The sequence below is a fragment of the Stenotrophomonas sp. TWI587 genome (assembly GCF_039674145.1).
Taxonomy (GTDB): domain Bacteria; phylum Pseudomonadota; class Gammaproteobacteria; order Xanthomonadales; family Xanthomonadaceae; genus Stenotrophomonas; species Stenotrophomonas maltophilia_AY.
Window position 1 is genome coordinate 287,882 of the sequence record NZ_JBDJMW010000005.1, and the last position, 22,471, is coordinate 310,352.

Genomic DNA, 22,471 nt, shown 5'->3' on the forward strand with positions numbered 1-22,471 from the left:
ATCAACCTGCCTTCAGCACGCGCTCGACGAGGTCATCGCCCTCGGCCAGCCACGCATGTTCGTCAACGTACCAAGAGCCCCCGACCTTCTTGCCGGGGATCTTGCCGGAGCGCAGCCAGCGCTGCAGGGTTAAATCTGCCGGGCGGCTACCCTCTTCGAAGTACCTCTCCAGCCAAATCTGTGCGGTGATCAGGCGCATGTTTGCCTCCTGCTCGCGGCGTTCGCCGCGGCCAGTTGAAGGGGAAGCTGCACGACGTTCGTCGGTGCCGTGGGCGACCGCCGGCGACGGCGCTTGTTTATGCGGTCCCAGTCGTCGATCGCGGCCTCTGCATCCGCGTGGCGCGGAGTGGCCTTGCATCGGCACTCCACGAAGTGTCCACCGCCTGCGGCGATGCTGCGCAGATCGTGGATGTGGCGTGCGCTGTGACCAGCGGTGCAGGCCGGCAGCGACTCGGGGTGGCTGATGTGTCGCTGGGTCATGCTGCGCTCCTGCGGAGGTTGAGAATCTGGCCCCACTGGTCCGCCATTGCTGCGGCGATGCCAGGGAAGGTCTTGCTTCGTTCTTTCCAGCGGTGAGGTCCGGGCTGCATGCGGTGGATGCGATGCTCGCGGCCGTCAACAATGTTCGTGGGGCGGAGCAGCGGAAGCCCCTTCAGCCAGAGGCAGGTCGCCTTTGTTTCGCCGTGTCCGAACTGCCACGGTTGGATGGTCTGATCCGGTCGCCGCCACAGAGACGACATGATGCAGATCGGGTTCTCGATGGCGGTCATCGGGATATCGGCCTTGGCCAGCATCATGAAGAACGACACGGCGGACTGCTGCCGACCATCCATGCGCTTGGCCTCAAAGTGCCGAGCGCCGCTGACGGACAGGTGTGTGCAGGGCGGGTGCGCAATCATCAGGTCCCACGGATAGTCCAAGACATCACGCACGTCGCCCTCGTAGTGCGGCCCCGGGACGTCGGTAGGGAGCAGGTCGCAGCTCATGGCTTCATGCCCCCCCCCGATGAACTGGTCACGGACCGCGCCGCTGTACTCGCAAGCAACGAGGACTCGCATCAGCCGTCCTCCCGCAGCCTGGTGCGCCGGTTACGCGGCGGCTTGACGGTGGCCAGGGTGGTGGGCACTGATTCCTTCATGAAGGTGATCCAGTGGGTGCCCGCCCGCTTGCCCGAGGGATGCCCGAACAACGGCCGGCGGTCGGTCAGGGCCAGCACGTCACGAGTGGCCACCTGCACCTCCGACCATTTGAAGACCAGCACACCCTCTGGGCGGAGCACACGGAAGCACTCGGCAAAGCCTGCGCGAAGGTCGTCGCGCCAGTTGGCACCGAGCTTGCCGTACTTGGCGGCCAGCCAGCTTTCCTTGCCGGCGCGCACCAGGTGGGGCGGATCGAACACGACCAGCGGGAACGACTCGTCTGCGAAAGGCAGCGCCCGGAAGTCCATGAGGCAATCCGGATGGATGGACAGCACGCGGGTTCCATCAGCGCGGTGCGTGCGGTCGATCACCGTGATGGTCTCGTGCCGTTGGTCGCCGAATAGGCCGCGCTGATCGGCCGGGTCGAACCACATCATTCGGGTGCCGCAGCAGGGGTCCAGCACCATGGGCAAGGTCACGACCCCACCCCCGGCGCTGCATTGCGCCTGTCGATTACGGCGAGCTCGGCGTCCACCTGGGCGATCTGCGCATCAATAGCGGCATCCTCACGATCACCGTTGCCGTAGCTGTTCATCAGCCGGTTGCGCCTATCCAGCAGGTGATCGGCCCGCGACTCGGCCCCCGCTGCTGCGGCGCGCTGTCTGATCAGGGCGTCCACGGCTTCGTCCACGCTGGTGTATTCCTGACGTGTGGGGCTAGGAATGGTTGGGGCGTCGCCCTTGAAGTCGAGCCACGTCCAGCGCTTCAGCTGATCGTCTTCATCCCATTCAACCGACAGGTGGGGCGCGATGGCGCGCCAGCGTGCGGCGTCTTGCTGCTGCCCCAGATCGATGCCCTGCGCGGGCTGCTGGACGAGCTTAGGGTTACGAGCATAATGTTCGGCCCGGGCATAGGCGCAGCAGTCATCTTCCGGAAACGTGCAGGTGCACCCACGGTCGCCGAACTGGTGAACCAAATCCGAGATCATTTCCTCGCAGTGTTCCAGCAGCCCCGTTGGCACCGTTCCGACCTGGCTGGGCTGGTTCTCCGGGTCGAAAAGAATCTGATCCAGCGTTGCCATGTTCACCGCCTCACCGACCTGCTGCTTGCCAGTTGTGGCGAGGGCGACCGGGTCAGGACGCAGCGCCATTGGCCGGACGAACCACGCATAGGGGCCATCTTCGGTGTCGCCCTTCCATGCCAGGCGCCACTCGCCCTCGGGCGCTTCCGGGTTCCAGGCGCGCATTTCCGCCCAGTACAGTTCGTCTCCTTCCTCTAGAGCCGCCTCGGTGAACTCGCCGGCAACGATCTGGAAGTCAAAGCCCTGAGCGTGAACCAGCTTGTCCAGCGCATCTTCGCGATCATCAGGCCAGCACGGGATATCCGGGTGAGCGATGTCGCCATACTCCGTGGGGGCAGCCAGGCGCGACGCCTGGTAGAGGCCGCGCCACGGGTCGGTAACGTCGATGGGCGCAGACAACGGGCTGTTGTTTTTATCGGTCGTCATGGCTGGCTTCCCTTCTCGTGGTCTTTGATGCGGTCGATGAGGTAGGTGGTTTCTTTGCGCCACTTGGCGCGATCAAACGGGTTGAGAAACTTGGTCAGATAAAGGAGCTTTTCGAGCGGCTGTAGCAGCCAGGTGATGCGGAACGGCATGTCGGAGCGGTGGTCGCGGAGCGGGGCGTGCGGCCTGCACTCCGCCGCTGCGAGCCACTTGGCTTCGTGGCAGTCCAGGCAGTGGCCGTCGCCGTTGCTGTCCGTCGGCCAGCGGTGCTGCTGCTTGGCGACCGGCGGGTGCAGGTAGAGCGCGCGGATCACAAGGCCCCGGCGACGCGGGTTGGCCACGTCATCGAGCTTGGCCTCTTCCCATGGCTCTCTGCTGCCGCGCAGCCGGCATTCGTAGCGCACCGGCTTCTGCATGCCATACAGCTGCTCCATGAACACCTTTGCCCACGTAGCTGCCATCTCTGCGGGCACTGGCTCCCCGGTGGCGCCAGCCCGGCGCATGGCGCGCACGCAGGAGGCGACGTTGAGTGGATCAGCCATCGCGGCCGCGCCTCCACGCGTCGGGCACCTGGGTGGCGCAGAGCAGGGCGCCCATGAGCAGGTAGACGCCGGTGTCTTCGATGCCGGCCCAGGCCATGGCGAAGGCAACGGTCGCGAGCAGGGCGCCCAGCAGTGCCAGCCCGCCCGCGCGCCAGTGGCGCATCACCCCGCGCATCGGATCTGCTCCATCAGGGCGGCGAAGTGCTCGTCGTGGCGGCGCTGCAGCCAGGCGGTGGCCGCGATGGCACCGGCGGTGAAGCCGACGATCAGACCGAAGGCGAAGTCGATCCCGCTCATGCTGCATCGCCTCCCGGCGCAGGACGGGCGGCGAGGGCGCGCGCTGCCATGCGGTTCTGGACTTCCTTCGAATACCCTGCGCGGACCAGCTGGCCGACAGCGGCGCGGGAATCCCAGCCGCATGCGATGGCCTGCCGGCGGACGGACTGGGCGCGGTAGAACTGCTCGGCGGTCGTGACGCTCATGCGGCGACCTCGCCGGTGTTCGCTTGGCGGAGCTCGGCCGCCGCGCGCTGCAGCTCAGCGGCGGCGGTGTCGGCTTCGTCGGCTGTCAGGTAGACGCGGCCGGCGGCACCGACGTGCATCGCGACCTTGTTGGAGATGGGCTGCGCTTCGAACCGGACAGGCCCGGTCGAGCTGCTGAGGGTGAGGGTGGCCATGAAGTCTCCGTGCCCCGGCCCGGATGGACTGTTACTGGGGGCGCCGAAGTTAGGTTAGGAGAAGCTAACGCCGCAGTCAATAGGAGTGGCTAATATTTTGAGCCCCGCAAATGGACGAGGAGCTTCTCAGATCATTGAAACCCTGATTTGCGGGAGGGACGCCATCAGTGAAACCCTTGCGCCACAAGGGTTCACTCAACTTTCCGCAGGGCTGACCGATACTGCAAGCAAGGGTTACGTAGCCGATGAAACCAACCTGAGCATCGGTCAACCGTTGATGCGTACCGCAGTTGTGATACCCCCGTTTCATCGTTAATATCGTCGAACCCTGGCTTGGCTGATACGAGCAGTTGGGGGTCGAGGCCACAAGGGTCACAAGAAGTGACCCAACTAAGGATGCGTAATGCACGCCCTCCGTTTAATGGATGAAGTTCCCGAGATCCGGGATGTCGACTTGGTCGGCAGCGTCGCTGCTTACGTGAAGCAGGAATTTAAGAATGCGGCTGTAACAATTCAGACCAGTAGCTGCGAAGCTGCTGACAGCCATGTCGAGCCTCTGCTAACACAGCTTGTGCTGTTTCGCGATCGCCTTCGCGGTATGTGCGCTGTCATGGTCGGCGTTGCTACGACGCTTGACGAGAAGTCTGCGACTGCGTGTGAACCTGTTGACCTTGATTGCAAGGCGATCTTGGCTTTGGACTCCGTTGTCGAGGTTGGCTTGGAATACGAGTCCCAGCTGACCAAGACCTTGGGCACTGTCCCCAGCATCGTGGACGTGAACAATGCTAGTAAGCAATGTTTGGAGGCAGCGCTGATGGATGTCATAGGATCGCTTAAGAATTTGGCGGATGCAGCCCGTGCGCTCATAGGTTCCACTGAAAGGCATGATCAGCGCGTTCGTCGCGCGTCCGGAAAGTCTGCTGTGTCCCTCGCTTCGCGCGCTTTCGAAGAGGGCGCGAGCGGTGTTGCCAAGTACGACGCGGTGAGAGCGCTAACGTCTAAGAAGACGTTCAACAGGGAAAGCGCCTTAGCTCGTGTGAGGTTGATTCGATCTCGCTGACGCTAAGGGTGCATGGATGCAAATTTTCATTTCAGAGTTGCTTGAAGAATCGGTAGAGAATGCTCAGTTCGTTCTTGCCGAGTTGATCGAAGAGTTCAAGTGGTGGAAGGAGACCTGGGATCCTCGAAGAGGGGACTTGGGTGGCTGGACGGGCGGCCCGAATTGTCGCGAGTTCGAGAGTCGTTACTTCGGCAAGGATGGTGGTAATCGCACACCCTTGGTTGACGGCATAGCGTATGCACTGCGCCATGTTCACTTGCCGCCGTTTGACGATGCAGCGAATGAGCAGTGGATGTATTACCACGACAACGGCACTCGTAAGACCAGCGACTGCGTCTTGATGTATGCCAGTGATCGTTATAACAACCATCTTTGGCTCTACGTGCTGCCTGAGCCAGAAGCGCATGATGTGATGGCAATGAAGACCCCTGCAGATAGGGAGTTGATGGAGTGGATGGCAGATGAAGCCAAGAGGTTCTTAGGCGGGGATTTGTCTGCTGGAAAAGTTGCTTAACGTCAGAAAAAACCCCGCTTTGTGCGGGGTTTTTTGTGTATGCCGTGTAGCGTGGGATTATTAGAATCGCCTTAGTCCTGCATGGATCAGGGCCTTCCCCAAGATGCTCACGTCCCCTTCGTCGGACCTGAAGGTGGGAAAATCTGGGTTGATGCTGACCACGTACAATCCGTCACCGCGCTTCTGCAGCATCTTGATCTGGGTCTCGCCGCCTATGTTGATCAGGTAGTAATCGTCGCCGTCAAAGTAGTTGCAGCTCGTGTCGATCCAGATGATGTCGCCATCTTCCAGCTTTGGCTTCATCGACGGGCCACGGCCCGTGATCAGTTGGATCCGCCCAGGCTTTGGCAGGTATCCCAGCTTCCGGCGAACCTCCCACTCGGCCACCTCGATCGTATGTACCACCTCGGGGTAGTCCTGGTTCACCAATCCTGCACCCATCCCTGCGCCCCCTTCGAAAACGTCGAAGCGAACATAGCCCGGCCGGGTCTCAGTCTCTAAGACTGGTGAGACATGGTACTCAGGAGCTTGCTCGGCGACATGGAAGCCCCGAACGGAAGAGCCTTTTCCTGTGGCTAACCAGTCCTCGTCTACTGACAGAGCCCTGGCCGCCGCGAGAAGGTTCTCTCCCCGAAGGAACTTTGCTTTCCCAGTGAACCATCCGTTCACGCTGGGCGCGCTGATCCCAACGCGTCGGGCCAATTCGGCCTTGGTGATTCCTGCGTTCGCGATAGCGATGGTCAATCTTTCGGCGAGTGTGCTCATTAGGCAAGGCTAACGATAGTTGGGTTAGGACTGGCTATTGACTTGATGATTAGCTAGTCCTAATCTTTGCTGCATGGACAAGCCCACCGACTCCGAAATCATCGACCGCCTCGGCGGAACTACAGAAGTTGCGCGCATCTGCCAGATCAAGCCGCCCTCCGTCAGCGAATGGCGCTCCAGCGGCATCCCGTCGGCTCGCCGGCAGTTTTTGGCCTTGCTGCGTCCGGAGGCCTTCGAAGCCATGCAGATCAAGTCTGGTCGGCAGGCCGTCGCGGCCCTCGTCGATACCCGAATGAGCAAGCGGGCGCTGCGCTCGAAGTTCGGGTTCAAGACCGATGCGCACTTGGCCAAGGTGCTGAGGCTGCCGGTGGCCGAGGTCGAGGCCTGGCCGGAAGAGCAGGGCGTCCCGGCTCTGCCCCAGGTGCTGAAGCTGCTGGGCGTGCAGGAAGAGCCGCCGGCCGCCGAGGCCGCACCGAGCGACCCGGACGCTGACCGAATCATCAACGTGGAGGCTGCCTGAGATGCGCGCGCTGTCCGATAAGTGGAACCCCCGCCTGTGGCTGAGGGACTGGATCAACCGTCCTTCGCAGGTGGAGCTGGGTGAGAGGCGTGCCGCCGAGGCTGCCGCCCGACAGATGTTCGATGCGCTTGATATGCAGTGCGCCACCCGTAGCCGCGCACTGCACTCACAGCTAATCAGCTCTCTCGAGCGACCGCCGCAGCAAGTGCCTTTGACCAGTGGGCCAGTTGCTCCTGAAGAACAGCTGGGAACGCCGGAAGCCCTGAACTTTCGAACCCTCGATCTGAGGCTTCCGCAAGGTGCCGATTCCAGAACTCCAGAGCTCCTGTTGGGTTTGGGTGAGACGCAAGAAGTGACGCCAGCACAAATTCGTTGACACACGTGCGCGCTGTTAGCGCGCCGATGTTCGTTGCGATCAGCTCGAACTGTTCCTTTTCCATGTCGCCCTCCTTGTGGGCTGTGTTGTTGGCACGACCAGCGTAGCGCAAGGAGGGCGGCACCCTCGATCCCTGAGTTCAATTTGTCCATGGCCGCCAGTGTGGGGCCAATCCGAGACCCCGTCATGAAGCACGCGACCCATTTCCTGCCCAAGCGTCAGGATGTCATCTACGGCTTTACCCAGCAGATGCTGCGCGACACAGGCACCAACAGGCGGTCGTTTGCCATGTCTGTTGCCGATCTCTATCTGCGGTTGGTGGCCGAAGACGACCGTGAAGTGCCATTCCGGATCACGCGAGGTGGCGACGGTGACGCGGACAAAAAGCATAACGGCCAAATCTTGGGGAGGTACTTGGATGGCGTCGTGAAGACCCTGCCAGCAAACCTCGAAGACGCGTGGGTAATGAGCCTCCAGGAGCCGTACTTGAGCAATTGCGAGCGGGAGCTGGCACGTCGACGAGGGCTGATGCCGATCCGGATGGATGCCATTGATACGGCCGCCGATACGGTTGGAGTTGGGCAGCTGATGAAGGATTTTGGCGACCTATGTGCCGCAATCAGCCCGGCGGTTGCCGACGGCGTCATCGATGAGAAGGATCGTCCGCACGGTCAGAAGATCATCAATGAATCGACTGACTTGGTCATCAGTGCCTTGACTTTCCGCAAGGCCGTGATCCGCGCGATGGGCTTGGAGCAGCTCGCATGAGCGCCTTGGCCCGCGCTACGGATTCCGGCGGCAGCCATGAGGCTGCCGTCAGCATTGTCCGGAGTGGCCGCCACGCCGCGCAGAAAGATCGCACCGAGGCCGCTGTGAAGCGCTATCCGGGCATGACCAGTATGCAGCTGGCTCGCGCCACTGGCCTAGACCGGCACATGGTTGCCCGCAGGCTCCCGGATCTGATGAAGGAGGGTCGAGCATTCCGCGGCGCCAAGACCGTGTGCCCTATCAGCAACATCACCGTTTGCACCTGGTGGCCAGTGGCCCAAGGCGACAACTACACCCTGGCGGTTTGATCCATGAGCATTTCCCTGATGACCGCCGCATGGAAGATTGACCTGCCTGCATCCCCGAAGCTGGTGCTGCTGGCCATGTGCGACTGGGCAAACGATGAGGGCGCAAGCCTCTTTCCATCGGTGGGGAAGGTGGCGGTTCGCGCATCGATGAGTGAGCGCAACGCCAAGCGAGTACTGCACACCTTGATCGAAGCCGGCTGGCTTTCGGTGGTGGGTAATTCCATGGGCGGGAAGCCAGGGATGACGCGCCAGTACCAATTGAATGCCCCGGCGATCCTCCGTGGGTATGTCGGCGCGACGGATGACAAATTGTCACCCGTGACAAATCCGGCGGAGAGGGGTGACACCACGGGTAAGAGACGGGTGACAAATGAAACCGCGACGGGTGACACGGGTGTCACCCTAACCACCATAGATCCATCAGTAGACCCACCAAAAGCAAAGAAGCGCGCAAGCGCGCCGCCTGTGGTCGCGGTGGATCTCGATTTCTCGACTTGGCCCAACCCGCCCTCTACCCAGGTCCTGGGTGACTGGCTCCACCTCCGCCGCCAGCGCCGCGCTCCGGTCACGCCGACCGTGCTGGCCAGCTTCGGCACCGAGCTACATCTTGCCGCGCAGATGGGTTTCTCCGTCGATGACTGCCTGACGAAGTGCTGCAACCGCAATTGGCAGGGCTTTGAAGCCGCTTGGCTTGTCCGTGACACCCCGACCAACCACCGAAACGCTGGAGCCAACCATGCAATCGCTCACCCAGGTTCTGCCGACCACGTCACCCAGCTCCGCCAGCAGTACGAGCGAGAGCAGGGAGGCGGTGGCCACGCTGGCGGCGCAGGAATTGTTGACGGTGAATTCACCGTCGTCCGGTGAGTCCGACGCGCGGGCAATGTCTGCGCTGTGGACCCTGTGGGAGCGAATGGCGGCAATGTTCCCGGGCAAGTGGGCGCGTGCGAACGGTGCGGCACCGGTGGCGCAATCTGGGGCACTGACCACGGCCGGCGAAGTCTGGTTGCAGGGCATTACCGGTCTGAGTCCGAAGAAGCTGGCCGCCGGCCTGTCCGCCTGCATGCGGGACGCCCTGGACTGGCCGCCGAACCCACCGCGCTTCCGCGCCATGTGTTTTGACGTGCCGGCGTTGCCCCAGGTGCAGCAGGAAATGCGGCTTGGCCGCCCTCAAACCGGTTTCACTGTGCTGGTTCGGTCTCTGCTGGACCTTCACGTCTACGCCGCCGCCGAGGATGGGTATCAGCAGAGCCGCATGCTGCAGGACGCTTACGAGCGCGCCGTGCGGCATGTGGTCGACGGTAAGCCGGTGCCTGAACCCGCCTTGGCCCTACCGCTGGTGCAGCCGGTCGTGAACCCGGTGCGTGACCGCGATGCAGCACGCGCAGCCATGGCGCGCGCTGCGGCGGATCTCGGGTTCGATGGGGAAGGGCTGGCCGCCTGATGCGCTCGGACAACAGCCAGCTGGACATATTCGACCACGACCCACGCCTGCAGGCGCCGGCGCTCAGGAAGCTGGCCAAGGCCCACCGCGAGTCTGCTGACGAGGCGTTGAAGCAATTTCAGTTCAGCGCGGCCATCCGAAAAGAGCGCCACGAGCACTACATGGCCGAAGCCAAGCGACTTGAGGCTGAGGCGCGCCAATTGGCCCGGCCGCCGCGCCGCCGCGCCCGTTCCACGGGAGGCGCGCGCTGATGTGGTCGAAAGCACCGCCGCCGACTGCCGCGGAGGGCGCGCGCATCGAGGCAGCCAAGGTGGGACCGTGCATGGCCTGCCTTGTGTTGGCCGCCATGCGCCTGCTGTCGGGCAGCCAAGTGGTCTACGGCTGCGACTACAACCACGCCAAGAGCGGGAACAAGCGCCGTGGGCACGCATTCGGGTACGCCCTGTGCGTGTGGCACCACCGCCGCCATCCGATGCAGGGCAAGACCTTCGCCGAGATGCGGGAAACGTGGGGACCGAGCCTGATGGACGGCTCGCGCACCTTCCACGAAACGTATGGCAGTGACGACGAGCTGATTGAGCAACAGACCTTCATCAACGAACAGAGGCAGGCAGCATGACCAGCAAAACCAATCCGACCCCGGCTGCCGTGCGCGCTTGGCTGACCGCGAACGTGATCGATGCGCCCTGGACGATGGTGGCGATTTGCGAAGGATGTGCAGCGGAAACGATTGACCAGCGCAGAGCCGTCCGAGATGCCGTGCGGTACTGCGTGGGCGCGGGATTCATTGCGCGCACAGAGACCAAGATTGGCCCTGTGTACGAGCTGACGGGGCAGGGGATGCCACGAGTGGTGCTGACCGATGCTGAGCGGAAAGAGCGCCAGCGCGAGAGGGATGCGGGCCGCGCCAGGTCGCGCCGCCGTCCGCAACAGCATGCCGTAGCAGCTCCCAAGCGGTCGCGCGCTGCACGTGTGGCGATGCAGGCAGCGAACACCCCGGCGCCGACCGCGGTGAAGGCAACGCCGCAGGTGGAGACGATTGAGCAATTCCTGGCGCGCGGCGGCCGGGTGCAGCGCCTGCCGACGCACTGGGAGCAGATGGAATGTGCGGCATGAGCGACATCGAGAAGAGGGCGCTGGTCCAGCAGCTCGAAAAGAACGCGGTGGTGTATGAGCTGCTTGGCGAGAACGAGCTGCCGCGATTGCTGCGCAAGGCTGCCGCCGCCCTCACACCGCCCGATGGCTACGTGCTAGTGCCAGTGGAGCCAACCGAGGCAATGCTGCAGGAGATTCACCTGGTGAAGTCTTTCACCAGTGAAGCGATGCACCGCCGCTATGCCGCAATGATCGCCGCCCGCCCGGAGGTGCTTGTTGGCTGAGCGCGTGCTGGAACTGGTCAGGGCGGTGAGTTCAATCAACGAGAGCACAAGGGGAAAGGCCATGGGGAATGTACGTGAGCTGCTGTCCAGCAGGATGGGGCCAACAACCGTGAAGCTCGACACCGGCCGTGGCGGCACGCCGGATCTGACCACGCAGGATATTGCCGCGGCGTTGGGAATGGTGCCGGCGGGCCTCGGTCGTGAACTGCTAGAGGCCCTTTGGTGGCCAGAGAGTGCGGCCCGTCGCATCGACCATCTGCGAAAGGCAGTGATCGCGCTGGTCGCGCCAGAGTACAACCGACACCAGCAGATGCTGAGCCTGGCGCGGACGGAATACGGCATTGCCAAAACCTGTATGGGCTGGGCGGGCAATGCGGTTACGGACATGCAGCGCCGGGAGTTCGCGCGCGCTGAGGCAAAGCTGGAGGCCACGCGCGCGCTGTGTTGGCCCATCAGCACCATGGAGCAGCTTGGCGGACTGGCGGTGGCGGTGATCGGTGAAATGGCCGCTGCCGGCTGCTGCAAGCGATGCGAGGGATTGCGCACACAGGCTGCGCCAGAGGGCACCGGCGTCGTGGAGTGCGAAGCATGCGAGGGGAGTGGCCTGGAGCAACTGAGCGGCCGGAAGCGCGCAACAGCCATCGGGGCCGACTGCTCGGCATACAGCAGGTTCTGGCAGCCAGTGTACGAGTGGATGCTCATCCAGATGCGAGCCGCAGAGAACGAAGCTGCGCGGCAGTTCGGTCAGGCGCTTTCGCGCGCTGCATAGCGATGACTTGAAGGGTCATCGGAAACGCGGGCATTCTTGCCACTATCCAGACGCAAGCCCCGGCCACAGCCGGGGCTTTTTGTGAGTGCTACGATCAAGGCTCCGAGCAGTCAAAAGGAGCTTTGCGTGTTCGAGCACAATGGCGTGTTCTATAACCCTCGATTTGTTTTAAAAATCGGGGAGGTGTTATCTCGCCCCAATGGGGTAGGCCTCTTCGAGGTGGTGTGGCACGACGGCGAGAAGACCGTGTTCGTGTTCGATACCCCCCAAGATGCGGATCAGCAGCGGCACTCGTTGGCGTTCCAAGTGAACAAATCCAACGGCGACTAGTAGTTCCCGCTCAGTTGCAGCCTTAAACCAGCCCCGCCAGCAATGACGGGGCTTTTTCTTTGCCCGCTTCCCAGACCGGATTAACCCTCGCGCCAAGCCGGCAGCGGGGCGGGCACCTATTGACCAAACCGGGAGGGGCGATATGCCGAACCGGACAATCCACGGGGCAACCATGCGGGACGAAATCATCAGCACCGCGGCCAGTGCTGCGGCAAAGGTCACCCCGCCGGTCGCGGTGGCCGGGGCCGTCGCCGGCGGCGTCAACCTCGACCGTCTGGTCGTGATCCTGACTGTCGTGTACCTGGTCGGCCAGATCACCTATCTGGTTTGGCGCTGGGTCCGCGAGTGGCGGCAGGCTGCCAAGGCGAAGGCATGAGCGGGCCCGGTGGCGCGCCAGGTCGGTCGCTGGTGGCGCTTCTGGTCCTGAGCGCGGCCGGCTTGGTCGCGATCGTATCGAGGGAGGGCTACACCGATACGGCCGTCATCCCCACCAAGAACGACCGCCCCACCGTCGGCTTCGGATCGACCTTCCACGCTGACGGGACGCCGGTGCGGCTCGGTGATCGAATCACCCCTGATCGCGCCCTGCACACGGCTCAGGCGCACATCGCCGGCGAGGAAAAGCGATTCCGCGCCTCGCTCCCTGGCGTGTACCTCACGCAGGATGAGTACGACCTCTATCTGGACTTCACGTACCAGTACGGGCCAGGAAACTGGCAGACGTCGTCTATGCGGCGCCAGCTGCTGGCGGGCAACTACCGTGCCGCCTGTGACGCCCTTTTGCTGTGGAAGCGCGCCGGCGGATACGACTGCTCGACGCTGATCAACGGCAAGCCCAACAAGGTGTGCTGGGGAGTGTGGGATCGGCAGCTGGAGCGGCACGCCAAGTGCGTTGCCGAGCTTACCCCGTGAGCCGGGGCCAAGTGCTCGTTGGCCTACTGATCGCATGGCTCGTGTGCTGTTTGCTGTCGTTCGCGGCAGGCTGGTCATGGCGCGGCGATCGCGCGGCTCTCAGTGCTGCCATGGCCGAGGTTGCCGACGGACGGGAGGCCTTGGCTGGGGAGCAGGTGGCGCGGTCAGTCGATCGCGTCCAGGTGGTAGGCGTCCAGCAGGCGGGAGATACCGCCAACGTGCGAGAGGAAAAGATCAATGCTGACTATCAAGAGCGCATCGCGGCTGCTGTTGCTGGCCGCGATGGTGAGCTTGGCCGGCTGCGCGGCCACTGGGCCAGTTGCGAAACCGACCGCCTGGCCGACGGTGCCGCCGCTGCCGCAGCGGCTGCAGAACAAGACCGACTACGCCGGCTCGGTGCGGCTGGAATTGTACGGGCCTGCGAACTCGCCCAGTCCGAGCGGGACGAAACCGTAGACCGATACCGGGCCGTCGAGGCGGCCATCAATGGCGCCAAGCGCCCCTGATCCTTGGAGATCACCATGTCCCGAACCATCAAGTTACTCGGCGTCACCCTGTGGCCGACTCTCTCCCAGCGGCTTGCACAGCGCCTGCGCACCCTCGAGGTGGAAGGTGAGGCCCTGCGCAGCGAGCTCGCCGCGGTCAAGGCGCACGGCGAGGATGTCGATTCCGCTGCCGGCTCGCAGATCAGTTCGCTCACCAGCCAGCTGGCCGCGATCAATGGGGTGCTGATCGAAGTGCAGGACCGCCTGCCTCCGCTACCCAAGAGCAAGAAGGCCAAGGCCCAGGTCCGCCGCCGCAGCCCGCGCTGATGGCGGGGCAGGGCAAGGCCATGTTGGCGCTTGGCCGGCTCAAGGTCGGCCAGATGAACAAGACCGAGGCCGCCTACGCGGAGCGGCTACGCCAGCTAGAGGCCGCCGGTGAGATCCAGTGGCACAAGTTCGAGGGCATCAAGCTGCGCCTGGCTGACGGCATGTTCTACACGCCCGACTTTGCGGTGCTAGCCGCTGATGGCGTGATGGAGCTGCACGAGGTCAAAGGCTTCTGGATGGACGATGCCAGGGTCAAGATCAAGATGGCTGCCGCGCTTTACCCCATGCGCTTCATTGCGGTCCGGGTAAAGCCGAAGCGCGATGGAGGCGGCTGGGCCGTCGAGGAGTTCTGATGGACGAGCGCATAGATCGCCTGCTGTCGTTGGCCGAGCAGCAGCACGCCACAATCGTGGAGCAGGGACGGCAGAACGCTCAGCAGCAGGCCACTATCGTGGAGCAGGGGCGCCAAATCGCTCAGCAGGCTGAACATATCGGTCTGCTCGCGCAGTCGGTCGTGCTGTTGCTGGGCGAGGAAGTCGGCGTGCCGGTGTCTGAAGGAGACGCCGCGCCCGAGCCGCAGCGTACCGACATGGACGGAAACCCGTACTGATGCCGACCAGGCCCGCCCAGCACCGGCCGACCGGCTGGAAGCCCTACAAGGAAGACGCTCGGCAGGTGAGGCGGCGACAGACCCGCCGGGCGTTGCCGACCAATTCGGCAGCATGGCGAAAGATGCGGGCCGCCCACCTGGCGCGGGAGCCGCTGTGCCGACACTGCGCCGCATTGGGCAGGGTCAGGGCGGCTACAGACGTTGACCACATCGACGGCGACGACGCCAACAACGACACGGGCAACCACCAGTCCCTCTGCAGGCCCTGCCACAGCGCGAAGACTGCGCGCGAGAACGGCGGGTTCGGGCGGCCCGCGTGGAACCCCAACGGGCGTGACGCGTTCCACGGCGGAGGTCGCCAAGGGAGGGGGGAGGGTGAAAGTTGAGGCTGAACGCCTCGCGATACGCGCCCCCTCTTTTGGTGGCATTTCCACAGAATTTGAATTTCGAGGTTGGCCCCGATGGCGAGGCACAAGCAGCCGGCCGAGCTGGCCAAGCTAAAAGGGGCCGAGAAAAAGAACCCCCAGCGCTACAAGAAGGTCGCCCCGACCACGGGCAAGGCACTCGGCAAGCCGCCGGGGCACCTGCCCGACGACGTGGTCGACGTCTGGAAGGAACTGGACAAGTGCTCGCTGCCAGGGGTGCTGACCAGCGCCGACCGGTTCGTCATGGAGGTGGCCGCGTCGCTGCTTGCTGAGTTCCGCGCCAACCGCGCCGACTTCAAGGCGGCCAAGTACTCGCACCTGATCGGCTGCCTGGCGCGGCTCGGCCTCACGCCGGCGGATCGCCAGAAGCTCGGGACCGAGAAGCCCCGGGAGGGCAATCCATTCGACGAGTTCTGATGCATGACCCCGAGCGAATCTGCCAAGGCCTACGCACGCAGCGTGGTGGCCGGGAAGATTCCGGCCGGACGGTACATCATCCTGGCTTGCCAGCGGTTTCTGGATGACCTTAAGCGCACGGGCCCTGACTGGCCGTACAAGTACGACGCGGCCAAGGCCGATCGCGCGGTCAAGTTCCAAGAGCTGATGCCCCACACGAAGGGCAAGTGGGCGGCGAAAAAACAGCGACTGGTGTACGAGCCGTGGCAGCACTTCATCGAGTGCAACCTGTTCGGCTGGGTGCGCAAGTCCACTGGCATGCGCCGGTTCCGCGAGTCCTACGAAGAGATCCCCCGAAAGAACGGGAAGTCGCTTCGCCTTGCTGCACGGGGCCTGTACCTGTTCGCGGCCGACGGCGAGGCCGGTGCCGAGATCTACTCGGGTGCGACCAGCGAAAAGCAGGCCTTCGAGGTGTACCGGCCGGCTTGGCAGATGGTCCAGAAGATGCCCGCGCTGCGTGCGCGTTTCGGCATCGAGCAGTCGGGCAACCCGAAGAACCCCGGCTCCATGTTTGTCATGGAGGACATGTCGAAGTTCGAGCCGATGATCGGCAAGCCGGGTGACGGGTCCAGCCCGCACGCGGCGCTGGTGGACGAATACCACGAGCACGACACCGACCACATGGTCGATGCGATGCAGACTGGGATGGGCGCGCGAGAGCAGCCCTTGCTGGGGATCATCACCACCGCCGGGACCAACCTGGGCGGGCCGTGTTACGAGAAGCGGCGCGATGTGATCCGAATTCTGGAAGGCGAGGTCACCGACGAAACCATCTTCGGCATGATCTTCGGCATCGACGAGGGCGATCGGTGGGACGATCCGGCGAGCCTGCGCAAGGCCAACCCCAACTACGGCGTTTCGGTCTTCGAAGAGTTCCTGTTGGCGCAGCTGGCGCAGGCCAAACGGTCTGCCAGCAAGCAAAGCGCCTTCCGTACCAAGCACCTGAACGACTGGGTGGGCGCCAAGCTCGCCTGGATGAACATGCTGGCGTGGCAGCGGCAGAAGCGGTCGTTCGACCTCGGCGACTTCGACGGCTGCCGCTGCTGGGTCGGCGTCGATCTCGCATCGAAACTGGACGTTGCGGCGGTGGTGATGCTGTTCGAGAAGGACGGCTCCTTCTACGTTGTTCCGCGCTTCTACGTGCCGGAAGCAGCGGTAGAGGAAAACGAGCGCTACCAGCTGTTTGTGCTGGAAGGCCTGATGGTAGCAACGCCAGGGAACATGACCGACTACGCGTTCATCGAGGAAGAGCTGAAAGAGCTGGCGGCGCGCGGGATCGACATTCAGGACATCGCCTTCGATCCGACCCAAGCGACCTACGTCATGACCAGGCTTGGCCAAGAGGGCCTGCCAGTGGTGGAGATGGCCCAGTCGGTCCGCAACCTCTCCGAGCCGATGAAGGAAGTGGAGGCCCTGATCTTGTCCCACCAGCTGTGGCACGACGGCAACGCCGCGCTGACTTGGATGATGGGCAACGTGGTGGCGCGGATCGACGCGAAGGAGCACGTGTATCCCCGGAAGGAATCGAACGACAACAAGATCGACGGCGCAGTGGCGCTGATCATGGCCATGGCCCGTGCGATGCAAGCGCAGGACACCGGTCAAATTCAACAGGGCTTCGTGGTGATGGACTGATGAGCGCAAAAATCGCACGCAACCGCTTGGACGTTGCCCTCGGTATAGAACGCGCGCTCCGGGCCAAGGCTCCGACGGTAAATGCGTTGACTGAGGGGGACACCGTGGCCTCGTCCGATCTTCGGATGTTTGAGGTCTTCGGAAACCCCGCAACGGCATCTGGCGCTGTTGTAACCGACAAGACCGCGATGCGGGTGTCAGCTGTCTACAGTTGCGTGAACCTGATCGCTGGCTCGATCGCACAGCTGCCGTTGCCGGTATTCGAGCGGATGGACGACGGTCGCCAGCGAGCCAAGCACGATTACTGGTGGATCCTGAACGAGCAGTTCGGCCCGGCATGGTCCGCATCCACCGGTTGGGAGTTCATGATCTCCCAGATGCTGTTGCGCGGAGACGGCATCGCCTACGCCACCCGCAACCGCAGCGGCACGGTAACCGGGCTGATCCCTTGGCCGCGCGATAGGGTAACAATCTTGGAGCAGGAGCGCTCCAGCCCCAAGGAGCCGCGCCGGCTGCAGTACACGTTCCACGACACCATCGGCTACTTCACGGTGGATCAAGACGACGTCCTGCACATACCGGGCTTCGGTTTCAACGGCGTCTCTTCGATGTCGGTGATCCAGTGGGGAGCCCGGAACGGAATCGGCATCGCCATTCAAGGCGACGAACACGCCGGCAAGTTCTTCAGCGAGGGCGGCAAGCCGGAGGTGGCGATCACTGCCACCAACAAGATGACGCCGGATATGCAGGAGAGCTTCCGCGACGCTTGGGTGAAAAAGTACGGGGGCATCCAAGGGAACCGCCGCATCCCCCTGATCCTGACGGAAGGCCTGGACGTCAAAGAGCTGACCATGTCCGCTGTGGACCAGCAGCTGTTGGAATCTCGACAGTGGCAGGTGATCGACATCGCCCGCGCCTTCGGCGTTCCGCCGCACATGATCGGTGAAACGACGAAGGCCAGCAGCTTCGGCACTGGCATCGAATCCATGGGCATAGGATTCGTGAAGTACACGCTGGGGTCCCATCTGAAGCGCGTCAAGGACGAGCTGAACCGCAAGCTGTTCAGGACCGATCGCTTCTACGTGGAGCACAACGTCGACGGCTTCATGGCCGGTGATTCCAAGGCCCAAGCGGAGTACTTCAGCAAGGCGCTCGGCGGACCAGGCGCCCAAGGCTGGATGTACGTCAACGAGGTTCGCCGCCTGAAGAACCTGCCGCCGATCCCCGGCGGAGACACGCTGTACCTGCCTACCGAGGCGGCCAAGCCGCCCGGCAACAAGAACGATCCAGATAGGACTGATGACGATGCCGATCCCGAAGCTACTGCAGCTCGCGCGTAACAACGCGAACGCCTCCAAGCCGCTGCGCGCCGAAGCTGGCGACGGCGTGGCCACCATCTACCTGCACGGGGTGATCGGCGGGTGGTGGGGCGATATCGACGAAACCACCTTTGTGCGTGAGCTGGCCGCGATGGACGTGGAGACGATTCACCTTCGGATCGATTCCCCGGGCGGTGATGTTTTCGCGTCTCGCTCAATGATGACGGCCATTGCTCAGCACAAGGCCAAGGTGGTTGCCCACGTCGATGGCATCGCAGCGTCTGCCGCGACCGGCCTTTGCATGGCCTGCGACGAGGTGGAAATCAGCCAAGGCGCGCAGTTCATGATCCACAACGCCTGGACGATTGCGATCGGCAATAAGGCCGAGATGTCGAAAACCGGGGAGCTGCTGACCAAGATCGATGCTGGCCTCGCTGGCGACTACACGCGCCGCTCTGGCCAGAGTACCGAGCAGATTGTGCAGTGGATGGACGAAGAGACGTGGTTCACCGCTGATGAGGCGGTGCAGCACGGCTTCGCCGACCGGGTGGTTGAAGTGGTGGGCAAAAAGGGCGCCAGCAACAGCTGGGATCTCTCGGCCTACAACAACGCCCCGGCTGCGCTCGGGAAGCCCAAGAACACAGCGAGCGATGACGATACCGCCATCGCCGCTCACCGAACCGGGCTTGATCGGCGCCTTGCGCTGCTCGAGCGCGCGCCTGCGTAAGCGACTCCCGCCCGCAGTTCATCAGCCGCCGCAAGGCGGTTTTTTTTCGCCCAAAGGAAATTGACACATGCCCCTTAACATTCAGGCCGAGCGGGAGCGCCGCACCGCGCTGGCAAAGGAAACCCGCAACCTGCTGGACACCAGCACCGGTGACGGCAACACCTGGACCGCCGAGAACCAGGCCAAGTACGACACCAATATCGCCGAAATCGAGCGTATCGACGCGTCCATCGAGCGCCACCAGAAGATCATGGACCTGACCGCAGACAACCACCTGCGCGATGCCGGCGTGCGTGAGCACGACGCGCCCAGCAACAGCGAGCGTCCGCAGGATCGCAGGCTCTTCGACAAGTGGGCTCGTGGTGGCGACAAGGCCCTGAGTGCGGAAGACTGGACCCAGGTCAACGCCGCGATGAGCGGCAATCCGAATGTGAACCCGGAACAGGGCGGCTATACCGTCCCGACGACGCTCGCAGCGCAGATCCTCGAAGCCCTGAAGGACTTCGGCGGCATGCGCCGTGTCGCGGATGTCTTCAGCACCGCCGGCGGCGAGCCGATGCAGTACCCGACCAGCGATGGCACCTCGGAAGAGGGTGAGGTCGTGGCGGAGAACCAGTCGGCGACCGACGATGACGTTGAGTTCGGCACCAAGGGCCTGGGCGTGCACAAGTACAGCTCCAAGGTCGTAACGGTGCCCTGGGAGCTGCTGCAGGACACGACCTCGGACATCGAGGGCTTCATTACCGGCCGCCTGCAGACCCGGCTGGGACGCGTCACCAACCGTCATTACACCGTGGGCACTGGCGTCGGCCAGCCGATGGGTCTCATCACTGCCGCCAGCAACGGTAAGATCGGCGCGGCTTCGGCCATCCCGCTCATCCTGTATGACGACCTGATCGACCTCGAGCACAGCATCGACCCCGCATACCGTGCCAACGGGAAGTGGATGTTCCACGACGACATGCTGAAGATGGTCCGCAAGGTCAAGGACGAAAGCGGCCGCCCGATCTTCGTGCCGGGCTACGAACAGGGCAACCCTGGCGGTGCTCCGGATCGTCTGCTGAACCGTGATATCGAGATCAACCAGCACATGGCCAGCCCGGCTGCTGGTGCCAAGTCCATCGTCTTCGGTGACTTCAGCTACTACAAGATCCGCGATGTGATGGCGGTGACGCTGTTCCGCTTCAACGATTCGGCCTACATCAAGAAGGGGCAGGTGGGCTTCCTTGCCTGGATGCGGACCGGCGGCAACTTGATCGACGTGGGCGGCGCGGTCAAGACCTTCCAGCACGGCGCCGCGGCGTAAGCCGGCACCCTTGAATGGCCGGGCGGTCCGCTGACCGCCTGGCCTGTACCAGGAGCAGGACCATGGCAAAACAGAAACCCCAAGCCCCGTCGGCCAGTGAAGCTGCGGTGGGTGAGGATCAAGCCGCAGTTGCGTCCGTCGCTGAAGTGCCCAATGCGGATGGCGTTGCTGTCGCCACCACGCCCGGTGGCGACTCAATCGGAGGGCCCGACGATGTCGCCGCCCAGGCGGCTACCGAGAGCGTCGCCACCGGGGTTGCCGGCGCGTTGGCGGTCGAGGAATCCGGTCAGCAACAGGCCGACGATGAACAGTCCCCACGGGCGCAGACCCTGCCGGGCGCGAAGGTGCGCGCGTTGGTGCTGAGCGACAACGCTTTCGGGCGTTGCGGCGAGGTCCGGGAATTTGACGCCGCACATTCCGCCGCGATCGAGGCGGGCGGCTTTATCGACACCCATCCCAATGCCGTAGCTTCCGCTGAAGGGGATTGATCCATGCTGCGTACGCGAACCCCAGCCACTGAAGAGCCGGTGAGTTTGGAGGAAGCGAAAGCGCACCTGGCTGTGATCCACGCCGCCGACGACACTCTCATCGGTGCCCTGATCGTGGCCGCCCGCGAGGTGGTTGAGCGCGCGACTGCCTACGCGCTAGTGGTGGCCAGCTACGAATGGAGCCCCGTGGGCGAGCGACGCGCGCCACTTCCCATCGAACCGGGCAGTGTCACAAGTGCTCCCGGTGAGTACCCCGTGCTGTTCCATACGGTGCCCGGGCCGGTGCCGGCGCCACTGCGGGCGGCGATTCTGCTGCTGGTCGGCGACCTCTACGCGAACCGTGAAGCGGGCATCACCGGCACAATCCACGTGGAGAACCCCACCGTGGACCGGTTGATGTTCCCCTACCGTCGGGTGTTCCCATGAGGCGGGCGGGAAAGTACCGGCATCGCGTCACGCTGCAGGCCTTCACCCTGGTGCGTGACCAGCTCGGTGGAGACAAGAAGGCCTGGACGGACTGGCACAAGGACGTGCCAGCGGAGGTCGTGCCGCTGTCGGGGCGCGAGTTCACCGCGGCAAGTGCTGAACATGGCCAGGTGACGGCACGCATGGAGATCCCGTATCTGCCGGGTGTCCTCAACACCATGCGGGTGATATTCGACGGCCAGGTGTACGCAGTTCGCGCGGTGCTGCCGGATCCGACTGCACGCAGCCACATCAACCTCATGGTGGATGCCGGGGTGTCGGATGGCTGAGGAATTGCAGCTTCATGGCCTGAAGGGCTTGTTGACTACCCTGCGCGGCTTGCCGGACGAGGTCCGCGGCAAGCCACTGCGCACCGGCATGCGCAAGGGCGGCAACATCATCCGTGATGAGGCGCGAAACCGGGTCGTGAAGCACTCCGGCTTCCTTGCCAGCGAGATCGTGGTCCGCAGGGCCAACGCGAGGAACCGGCGCCGAGCAGGCGTGGGCAAGGACGGGGAGTACTTCACCGTTGGTGTCCGGGTCGGGCGAAAGGCCAAGTACTCGAACACGAAGCGTAACCAGCGCCTGCGGCGCGTCGGCAAGGTCTACGAAACGACGGGCTGGGCGCACTACTGGCGGCACGTCGAGTTCGGGACCAAGAAGATGGCGGCCAAGCCATTCCTTACGCCTTCGGCGGAGGCCCGTGGTCCGCAAGCGGCCCAGGCGATCATCAATGAAACGTGGATCGCGATCACTCGCGCGCTGAAACGACAAGGCTGGGTGCTGTGATGGTTCCTTTGATCCAATCGATATTGCAGGCCAGCGGCCCTGTGCGCGCGCTGTTGGGCGACCCGATTCGCGTGTGGCCCGGGGTGGCGCCCGAGGGTGCGGCGCTGCCCTACGCGACGTGGGGCGTCGTGGGTGGGTCACCAATGGCGCAGCTTTCCGATCCGCCGCCGGCGGATGGTTGGCGCGTGCGCCTGACGGTGTGGGGCGACGGCGCGAGCCAAGCGAACGCCGCTGCCGTGTCCATCCGCGACGAGGTGGAGCGACACGGCAGTATCGAGTCCTACAACCCCACGCCCGATGACGACGACACCGGCGCCTTCGGCATTTCCTTCGACGTGCGGCTGCTGGCCATCCGGTAGCCGGCCAACTTCGCAACCCCAACCGCCGGCGCAAGCCGGTTTTTTTGTGCCCGGCGACCGGGCTTCTACAAGAG

42 protein-coding genes are annotated in these 22,471 nt (G+C 63.7%); 30 read left to right on the top strand and 12 right to left on the bottom strand.

Going from position 1 to position 22,471, the window contains the following annotated elements; genetic code table 11:
• Nucleotide 1: 1 nt before the first annotated feature.
• Genes ABE464_RS10655 through ABE464_RS10700 form a run of 10 tightly spaced genes read right to left on the bottom strand, consistent with a single transcriptional unit; the run spans nucleotide 2 to nucleotide 3,861 of the window.
• Nucleotides 2–199 (bottom strand): hypothetical protein, encoded by a 198-nt coding sequence (locus ABE464_RS10655; protein ID WP_319624149.1) that lies wholly within the window; start codon nucleotides 197–199, stop codon nucleotides 2–4.
• On the bottom strand, nucleotides 190–480 hold the full coding sequence (locus ABE464_RS10660) for a hypothetical protein (protein ID WP_346471906.1): 291 nt from the start codon (nucleotides 478–480) through the stop codon (nucleotides 190–192). Before ABE464_RS10660 ends, ABE464_RS10655 begins: the two co-directional genes overlap by 10 nt.
• Nucleotides 477–1,058, bottom strand: coding sequence for a hypothetical protein (locus tag ABE464_RS10665; protein WP_346471907.1), 582 nt, complete (start codon nucleotides 1,056–1,058; stop codon nucleotides 477–479). Before ABE464_RS10665 ends, ABE464_RS10660 begins: the two co-directional genes overlap by 4 nt.
• The gene (locus ABE464_RS10670) at nucleotides 1,058–1,606 is read right to left on the bottom strand and encodes a class I SAM-dependent methyltransferase (protein WP_346471908.1); all 549 of its coding nucleotides are present in this window, start codon (nucleotides 1,604–1,606) and stop codon (nucleotides 1,058–1,060) included. The genes ABE464_RS10665 and ABE464_RS10670 overlap by 1 nt, the downstream gene beginning before the upstream one ends.
• A gap of 8 nt (nucleotides 1,607–1,614) precedes the next feature.
• Nucleotides 1,615–2,646 carry a hypothetical protein gene (locus tag ABE464_RS10675; protein ID WP_346471909.1) on the bottom strand — a complete coding sequence of 344 codons (1,032 nt, stop codon included), beginning with the start codon at nucleotides 2,644–2,646 and terminating at the stop codon, nucleotides 1,615–1,617.
• A complete protein-coding gene (locus tag ABE464_RS10680; RefSeq protein WP_346471910.1) occupies nucleotides 2,643–3,185 on the bottom strand; it encodes a hypothetical protein in 543 nt (180 codons plus the stop codon). The genes ABE464_RS10675 and ABE464_RS10680 overlap by 4 nt, the downstream gene beginning before the upstream one ends.
• Nucleotides 3,178–3,360: a hypothetical protein gene (locus tag ABE464_RS10685; protein ID WP_346471911.1), complete on the bottom strand. Its 183-nt coding sequence runs from the start codon at nucleotides 3,358–3,360 to the stop codon at nucleotides 3,178–3,180. The genes ABE464_RS10680 and ABE464_RS10685 overlap by 8 nt, the downstream gene beginning before the upstream one ends.
• Nucleotides 3,348–3,482: a hypothetical protein gene (locus ABE464_RS10690; protein WP_346471912.1), complete on the bottom strand. Its 135-nt coding sequence runs from the start codon at nucleotides 3,480–3,482 to the stop codon at nucleotides 3,348–3,350. The genes ABE464_RS10685 and ABE464_RS10690 overlap by 13 nt, the downstream gene beginning before the upstream one ends.
• Nucleotides 3,479–3,667, bottom strand: a complete 189-nt coding sequence (locus ABE464_RS10695) for a hypothetical protein (RefSeq protein ID WP_346471913.1) — start codon at nucleotides 3,665–3,667, stop codon at nucleotides 3,479–3,481. The genes ABE464_RS10690 and ABE464_RS10695 overlap by 4 nt, the downstream gene beginning before the upstream one ends.
• On the bottom strand, nucleotides 3,664–3,861 hold the full coding sequence (locus tag ABE464_RS10700; RefSeq protein WP_346471914.1) for a hypothetical protein: 198 nt from the start codon (nucleotides 3,859–3,861) through the stop codon (nucleotides 3,664–3,666). The genes ABE464_RS10695 and ABE464_RS10700 overlap by 4 nt, the downstream gene beginning before the upstream one ends.
• 403 nt (nucleotides 3,862–4,264) lie before the next feature.
• Between ABE464_RS10700 and ABE464_RS10705 the strand changes: the two genes are divergently transcribed.
• Entirely contained in the window at nucleotides 4,265–4,921 is a 657-nt protein-coding gene (locus tag ABE464_RS10705) for a hypothetical protein (RefSeq protein ID WP_346471915.1), read from the top strand.
• Nucleotides 4,922–4,937: 16 nt separating this feature from the next.
• Nucleotides 4,938–5,435: a hypothetical protein gene (locus tag ABE464_RS10710; protein ID WP_346471916.1), complete on the top strand. Its 498-nt coding sequence runs from the start codon at nucleotides 4,938–4,940 to the stop codon at nucleotides 5,433–5,435.
• A gap of 60 nt (nucleotides 5,436–5,495) precedes the next feature.
• Here the strand turns inward: ABE464_RS10710 and ABE464_RS10715 are convergent, their stop codons facing one another.
• On the bottom strand, nucleotides 5,496–6,200 hold the full coding sequence (locus tag ABE464_RS10715) for a helix-turn-helix transcriptional regulator (RefSeq protein ID WP_346471917.1): 705 nt from the start codon (nucleotides 6,198–6,200) through the stop codon (nucleotides 5,496–5,498).
• 73 nt (nucleotides 6,201–6,273) lie between these two features.
• On the opposite strand from ABE464_RS10715, the gene ABE464_RS10720 reads away from it, so the two are divergent.
• The gene (locus tag ABE464_RS10720) at nucleotides 6,274–6,720 is read left to right on the top strand and encodes a hypothetical protein (RefSeq protein WP_346471918.1); all 447 of its coding nucleotides are present in this window, start codon (nucleotides 6,274–6,276) and stop codon (nucleotides 6,718–6,720) included.
• A gap of 176 nt (nucleotides 6,721–6,896) precedes the next feature.
• Here the strand turns inward: ABE464_RS10720 and ABE464_RS10725 are convergent, their stop codons facing one another.
• Complete coding sequence (locus ABE464_RS10725; RefSeq protein ID WP_346471919.1) at nucleotides 6,897–7,160, bottom strand: hypothetical protein; 264 nt, start codon at nucleotides 7,158–7,160, stop codon at nucleotides 6,897–6,899.
• Nucleotides 7,161–7,282: 122 nt separating this feature from the next.
• Between ABE464_RS10725 and ABE464_RS10730 the strand changes: the two genes are divergently transcribed.
• The 27 genes from ABE464_RS10730 to ABE464_RS10860 all read left to right on the top strand — a co-directional run bounded on the left by ABE464_RS10730 (nucleotide 7,283) and on the right by ABE464_RS10860 (nucleotide 22,397).
• Nucleotides 7,283–7,864, top strand: a complete 582-nt coding sequence (locus ABE464_RS10730; protein WP_346471920.1) for a hypothetical protein — start codon at nucleotides 7,283–7,285, stop codon at nucleotides 7,862–7,864.
• Complete coding sequence (locus ABE464_RS10735; protein WP_346471921.1) at nucleotides 7,861–8,172, top strand: winged helix-turn-helix domain-containing protein; 312 nt, start codon at nucleotides 7,861–7,863, stop codon at nucleotides 8,170–8,172. The genes ABE464_RS10730 and ABE464_RS10735 overlap by 4 nt, the downstream gene beginning before the upstream one ends.
• Before the next feature lie 3 nt (nucleotides 8,173–8,175).
• A complete protein-coding gene (locus ABE464_RS10740; protein WP_346471922.1) occupies nucleotides 8,176–9,039 on the top strand; it encodes a helix-turn-helix domain-containing protein in 864 nt (287 codons plus the stop codon).
• On the top strand, nucleotides 8,984–9,616 hold the full coding sequence (locus tag ABE464_RS10745; protein WP_346471923.1) for a hypothetical protein: 633 nt from the start codon (nucleotides 8,984–8,986) through the stop codon (nucleotides 9,614–9,616). Before ABE464_RS10740 ends, ABE464_RS10745 begins: the two co-directional genes overlap by 56 nt.
• Nucleotides 9,616–9,867, top strand: a complete 252-nt coding sequence (locus tag ABE464_RS10750) for a hypothetical protein (protein WP_346471924.1) — start codon at nucleotides 9,616–9,618, stop codon at nucleotides 9,865–9,867. Before ABE464_RS10745 ends, ABE464_RS10750 begins: the two co-directional genes overlap by 1 nt.
• On the top strand, nucleotides 9,867–10,235 hold the full coding sequence (locus ABE464_RS10755; protein WP_346471925.1) for a Ref family recombination enhancement nuclease: 369 nt from the start codon (nucleotides 9,867–9,869) through the stop codon (nucleotides 10,233–10,235). The genes ABE464_RS10750 and ABE464_RS10755 overlap by 1 nt, the downstream gene beginning before the upstream one ends.
• Nucleotides 10,232–10,732 (top strand): hypothetical protein, encoded by a 501-nt coding sequence (locus ABE464_RS10760; protein ID WP_346471926.1) that lies wholly within the window; start codon nucleotides 10,232–10,234, stop codon nucleotides 10,730–10,732. Before ABE464_RS10755 ends, ABE464_RS10760 begins: the two co-directional genes overlap by 4 nt.
• Nucleotides 10,729–10,995 carry a hypothetical protein gene (locus ABE464_RS10765; protein WP_346471927.1) on the top strand — a complete coding sequence of 89 codons (267 nt, stop codon included), beginning with the start codon at nucleotides 10,729–10,731 and terminating at the stop codon, nucleotides 10,993–10,995. The genes ABE464_RS10760 and ABE464_RS10765 overlap by 4 nt, the downstream gene beginning before the upstream one ends.
• On the top strand, nucleotides 10,988–11,764 hold the full coding sequence (locus ABE464_RS10770; RefSeq protein ID WP_346471928.1) for a hypothetical protein: 777 nt from the start codon (nucleotides 10,988–10,990) through the stop codon (nucleotides 11,762–11,764). Before ABE464_RS10765 ends, ABE464_RS10770 begins: the two co-directional genes overlap by 8 nt.
• A gap of 126 nt (nucleotides 11,765–11,890) precedes the next feature.
• Nucleotides 11,891–12,094: a hypothetical protein gene (locus ABE464_RS10775; protein WP_346471929.1), complete on the top strand. Its 204-nt coding sequence runs from the start codon at nucleotides 11,891–11,893 to the stop codon at nucleotides 12,092–12,094.
• A gap of 172 nt (nucleotides 12,095–12,266) precedes the next feature.
• Complete coding sequence (locus ABE464_RS10780; RefSeq protein WP_346471930.1) at nucleotides 12,267–12,470, top strand: hypothetical protein; 204 nt, start codon at nucleotides 12,267–12,269, stop codon at nucleotides 12,468–12,470.
• A gap of 32 nt (nucleotides 12,471–12,502) precedes the next feature.
• Entirely contained in the window at nucleotides 12,503–13,006 is a 504-nt protein-coding gene (locus ABE464_RS10785; RefSeq protein ID WP_346471931.1) for a lysozyme, read from the top strand.
• Between the two features lie 110 nt (nucleotides 13,007–13,116).
• Nucleotides 13,117–13,512 carry a hypothetical protein gene (locus ABE464_RS10790; protein WP_346471932.1) on the top strand — a complete coding sequence of 132 codons (396 nt, stop codon included), beginning with the start codon at nucleotides 13,117–13,119 and terminating at the stop codon, nucleotides 13,510–13,512.
• A gap of 15 nt (nucleotides 13,513–13,527) precedes the next feature.
• A complete protein-coding gene (locus ABE464_RS10795; protein ID WP_346471933.1) occupies nucleotides 13,528–13,818 on the top strand; it encodes a hypothetical protein in 291 nt (96 codons plus the stop codon).
• Between the two features lie 20 nt (nucleotides 13,819–13,838).
• On the top strand, nucleotides 13,839–14,171 hold the full coding sequence (locus tag ABE464_RS10800) for a DUF1064 domain-containing protein (protein WP_346471934.1): 333 nt from the start codon (nucleotides 13,839–13,841) through the stop codon (nucleotides 14,169–14,171).
• Nucleotides 14,171–14,428, top strand: a complete 258-nt coding sequence (locus tag ABE464_RS10805; RefSeq protein ID WP_346471936.1) for a hypothetical protein — start codon at nucleotides 14,171–14,173, stop codon at nucleotides 14,426–14,428. The genes ABE464_RS10800 and ABE464_RS10805 overlap by 1 nt, the downstream gene beginning before the upstream one ends.
• A 122-nt stretch (nucleotides 14,429–14,550) precedes the next feature.
• On the top strand, nucleotides 14,551–14,814 hold the full coding sequence (locus ABE464_RS10810) for an HNH endonuclease signature motif containing protein (RefSeq protein ID WP_346472018.1): 264 nt from the start codon (nucleotides 14,551–14,553) through the stop codon (nucleotides 14,812–14,814).
• Between the two features lie 75 nt (nucleotides 14,815–14,889).
• Complete coding sequence (locus tag ABE464_RS10815) at nucleotides 14,890–15,270, top strand: hypothetical protein (RefSeq protein ID WP_261997052.1); 381 nt, start codon at nucleotides 14,890–14,892, stop codon at nucleotides 15,268–15,270.
• Nucleotides 15,271–15,273: 3 nt separating this feature from the next.
• Nucleotides 15,274–16,944 carry a terminase TerL endonuclease subunit gene (locus ABE464_RS10820; protein WP_346471937.1) on the top strand — a complete coding sequence of 557 codons (1,671 nt, stop codon included), beginning with the start codon at nucleotides 15,274–15,276 and terminating at the stop codon, nucleotides 16,942–16,944.
• The gene (locus ABE464_RS10825) at nucleotides 16,944–18,284 is read left to right on the top strand and encodes a phage portal protein (RefSeq protein ID WP_346471938.1); all 1,341 of its coding nucleotides are present in this window, start codon (nucleotides 16,944–16,946) and stop codon (nucleotides 18,282–18,284) included. The genes ABE464_RS10820 and ABE464_RS10825 overlap by 1 nt, the downstream gene beginning before the upstream one ends.
• Nucleotides 18,244–18,990, top strand: a complete 747-nt coding sequence (locus tag ABE464_RS10830; protein ID WP_346471939.1) for a head maturation protease, ClpP-related — start codon at nucleotides 18,244–18,246, stop codon at nucleotides 18,988–18,990. Before ABE464_RS10825 ends, ABE464_RS10830 begins: the two co-directional genes overlap by 41 nt.
• A gap of 67 nt (nucleotides 18,991–19,057) precedes the next feature.
• Nucleotides 19,058–20,296, top strand: coding sequence for a phage major capsid protein (locus ABE464_RS10835; RefSeq protein WP_346471940.1), 1,239 nt, complete (start codon nucleotides 19,058–19,060; stop codon nucleotides 20,294–20,296).
• A gap of 62 nt (nucleotides 20,297–20,358) precedes the next feature.
• The gene (locus tag ABE464_RS10840; RefSeq protein WP_346471941.1) at nucleotides 20,359–20,784 is read left to right on the top strand and encodes a hypothetical protein; all 426 of its coding nucleotides are present in this window, start codon (nucleotides 20,359–20,361) and stop codon (nucleotides 20,782–20,784) included.
• Between the two features lie 3 nt (nucleotides 20,785–20,787).
• Nucleotides 20,788–21,210, top strand: a complete 423-nt coding sequence (locus tag ABE464_RS10845) for a head-tail connector protein (protein ID WP_346471942.1) — start codon at nucleotides 20,788–20,790, stop codon at nucleotides 21,208–21,210.
• Entirely contained in the window at nucleotides 21,207–21,539 is a 333-nt protein-coding gene (locus ABE464_RS10850; RefSeq protein ID WP_346471943.1) for a phage head closure protein, read from the top strand. Before ABE464_RS10845 ends, ABE464_RS10850 begins: the two co-directional genes overlap by 4 nt.
• The gene (locus tag ABE464_RS10855; protein ID WP_261997044.1) at nucleotides 21,532–22,038 is read left to right on the top strand and encodes an HK97-gp10 family putative phage morphogenesis protein; all 507 of its coding nucleotides are present in this window, start codon (nucleotides 21,532–21,534) and stop codon (nucleotides 22,036–22,038) included. The genes ABE464_RS10850 and ABE464_RS10855 overlap by 8 nt, the downstream gene beginning before the upstream one ends.
• The gene (locus ABE464_RS10860) at nucleotides 22,038–22,397 is read left to right on the top strand and encodes a DUF3168 domain-containing protein (RefSeq protein ID WP_346471944.1); all 360 of its coding nucleotides are present in this window, start codon (nucleotides 22,038–22,040) and stop codon (nucleotides 22,395–22,397) included. The genes ABE464_RS10855 and ABE464_RS10860 overlap by 1 nt, the downstream gene beginning before the upstream one ends.
• Nucleotides 22,398–22,471 lie beyond the last annotated feature (74 nt).

Bases quoted from the DNA above. Each gene is read 5' to 3' on its own strand.
- ABE464_RS10655 (WP_319624149.1), bottom strand. From the start codon at position 199: ATGCGCCTGATCACCGCACAGATTTGGCTGGAGAGGTACTTCGAAGAG.
- ABE464_RS10660 (WP_346471906.1), bottom strand. From the start codon at position 480: ATGACCCAGCGACACATCAGCCACCCCGAGTCGCTGCCGGCCTGCACC.
- ABE464_RS10665 (WP_346471907.1), bottom strand. From the start codon at position 1,058: ATGCGAGTCCTCGTTGCTTGCGAGTACAGCGGCGCGGTCCGTGACCAG.
- ABE464_RS10670 (WP_346471908.1), bottom strand. From the start codon at position 1,606: ATGGTGCTGGACCCCTGCTGCGGCACCCGAATGATGTGGTTCGACCCG.
- ABE464_RS10675 (WP_346471909.1), bottom strand. From the start codon at position 2,646: ATGACGACCGATAAAAACAACAGCCCGTTGTCTGCGCCCATCGACGTT.
- ABE464_RS10680 (WP_346471910.1), bottom strand. From the start codon at position 3,185: ATGGCTGATCCACTCAACGTCGCCTCCTGCGTGCGCGCCATGCGCCGG.
- ABE464_RS10685 (WP_346471911.1), bottom strand. From the start codon at position 3,360: ATGCGCGGGGTGATGCGCCACTGGCGCGCGGGCGGGCTGGCACTGCTG.
- ABE464_RS10690 (WP_346471912.1), bottom strand. From the start codon at position 3,482: ATGAGCGGGATCGACTTCGCCTTCGGTCTGATCGTCGGCTTCACCGCC.
- ABE464_RS10695 (WP_346471913.1), bottom strand. From the start codon at position 3,667: ATGAGCGTCACGACCGCCGAGCAGTTCTACCGCGCCCAGTCCGTCCGC.
- ABE464_RS10700 (WP_346471914.1), bottom strand. From the start codon at position 3,861: ATGGCCACCCTCACCCTCAGCAGCTCGACCGGGCCTGTCCGGTTCGAA.
- ABE464_RS10705 (WP_346471915.1), top strand. From the start codon at position 4,265: ATGCACGCCCTCCGTTTAATGGATGAAGTTCCCGAGATCCGGGATGTC.
- ABE464_RS10710 (WP_346471916.1), top strand. From the start codon at position 4,938: ATGCAAATTTTCATTTCAGAGTTGCTTGAAGAATCGGTAGAGAATGCT.
- ABE464_RS10715 (WP_346471917.1), bottom strand. From the start codon at position 6,200: ATGAGCACACTCGCCGAAAGATTGACCATCGCTATCGCGAACGCAGGA.
- ABE464_RS10720 (WP_346471918.1), top strand. From the start codon at position 6,274: ATGGACAAGCCCACCGACTCCGAAATCATCGACCGCCTCGGCGGAACT.
- ABE464_RS10725 (WP_346471919.1), bottom strand. From the start codon at position 7,160: ATGGAAAAGGAACAGTTCGAGCTGATCGCAACGAACATCGGCGCGCTA.
- ABE464_RS10730 (WP_346471920.1), top strand. From the start codon at position 7,283: ATGAAGCACGCGACCCATTTCCTGCCCAAGCGTCAGGATGTCATCTAC.
- ABE464_RS10735 (WP_346471921.1), top strand. From the start codon at position 7,861: ATGAGCGCCTTGGCCCGCGCTACGGATTCCGGCGGCAGCCATGAGGCT.
- ABE464_RS10740 (WP_346471922.1), top strand. From the start codon at position 8,176: ATGAGCATTTCCCTGATGACCGCCGCATGGAAGATTGACCTGCCTGCA.
- ABE464_RS10750 (WP_346471924.1), top strand. From the start codon at position 9,616: ATGCGCTCGGACAACAGCCAGCTGGACATATTCGACCACGACCCACGC.
- ABE464_RS10755 (WP_346471925.1), top strand. From the start codon at position 9,867: ATGTGGTCGAAAGCACCGCCGCCGACTGCCGCGGAGGGCGCGCGCATC.
- ABE464_RS10760 (WP_346471926.1), top strand. From the start codon at position 10,232: ATGACCAGCAAAACCAATCCGACCCCGGCTGCCGTGCGCGCTTGGCTG.
- ABE464_RS10765 (WP_346471927.1), top strand. From the start codon at position 10,729: ATGAGCGACATCGAGAAGAGGGCGCTGGTCCAGCAGCTCGAAAAGAAC.
- ABE464_RS10780 (WP_346471930.1), top strand. From the start codon at position 12,267: ATGCGGGACGAAATCATCAGCACCGCGGCCAGTGCTGCGGCAAAGGTC.
- ABE464_RS10790 (WP_346471932.1), top strand. From the start codon at position 13,117: ATGGCCGAGGTTGCCGACGGACGGGAGGCCTTGGCTGGGGAGCAGGTG.
- ABE464_RS10795 (WP_346471933.1), top strand. From the start codon at position 13,528: ATGTCCCGAACCATCAAGTTACTCGGCGTCACCCTGTGGCCGACTCTC.
- ABE464_RS10800 (WP_346471934.1), top strand. From the start codon at position 13,839: ATGTTGGCGCTTGGCCGGCTCAAGGTCGGCCAGATGAACAAGACCGAG.
- ABE464_RS10805 (WP_346471936.1), top strand. From the start codon at position 14,171: ATGGACGAGCGCATAGATCGCCTGCTGTCGTTGGCCGAGCAGCAGCAC.
- ABE464_RS10810 (WP_346472018.1), top strand. From the start codon at position 14,551: ATGCGGGCCGCCCACCTGGCGCGGGAGCCGCTGTGCCGACACTGCGCC.
- ABE464_RS10815 (WP_261997052.1), top strand. From the start codon at position 14,890: ATGGCGAGGCACAAGCAGCCGGCCGAGCTGGCCAAGCTAAAAGGGGCC.
- ABE464_RS10820 (WP_346471937.1), top strand. From the start codon at position 15,274: ATGACCCCGAGCGAATCTGCCAAGGCCTACGCACGCAGCGTGGTGGCC.
- ABE464_RS10825 (WP_346471938.1), top strand. From the start codon at position 16,944: ATGAGCGCAAAAATCGCACGCAACCGCTTGGACGTTGCCCTCGGTATA.
- ABE464_RS10830 (WP_346471939.1), top strand. From the start codon at position 18,244: ATGACGATGCCGATCCCGAAGCTACTGCAGCTCGCGCGTAACAACGCG.
- ABE464_RS10835 (WP_346471940.1), top strand. From the start codon at position 19,058: ATGCCCCTTAACATTCAGGCCGAGCGGGAGCGCCGCACCGCGCTGGCA.
- ABE464_RS10840 (WP_346471941.1), top strand. From the start codon at position 20,359: ATGGCAAAACAGAAACCCCAAGCCCCGTCGGCCAGTGAAGCTGCGGTG.
- ABE464_RS10845 (WP_346471942.1), top strand. From the start codon at position 20,788: ATGCTGCGTACGCGAACCCCAGCCACTGAAGAGCCGGTGAGTTTGGAG.
- ABE464_RS10850 (WP_346471943.1), top strand. From the start codon at position 21,207: ATGAGGCGGGCGGGAAAGTACCGGCATCGCGTCACGCTGCAGGCCTTC.
- ABE464_RS10855 (WP_261997044.1), top strand. From the start codon at position 21,532: ATGGCTGAGGAATTGCAGCTTCATGGCCTGAAGGGCTTGTTGACTACC.
- ABE464_RS10860 (WP_346471944.1), top strand. From the start codon at position 22,038: ATGGTTCCTTTGATCCAATCGATATTGCAGGCCAGCGGCCCTGTGCGC.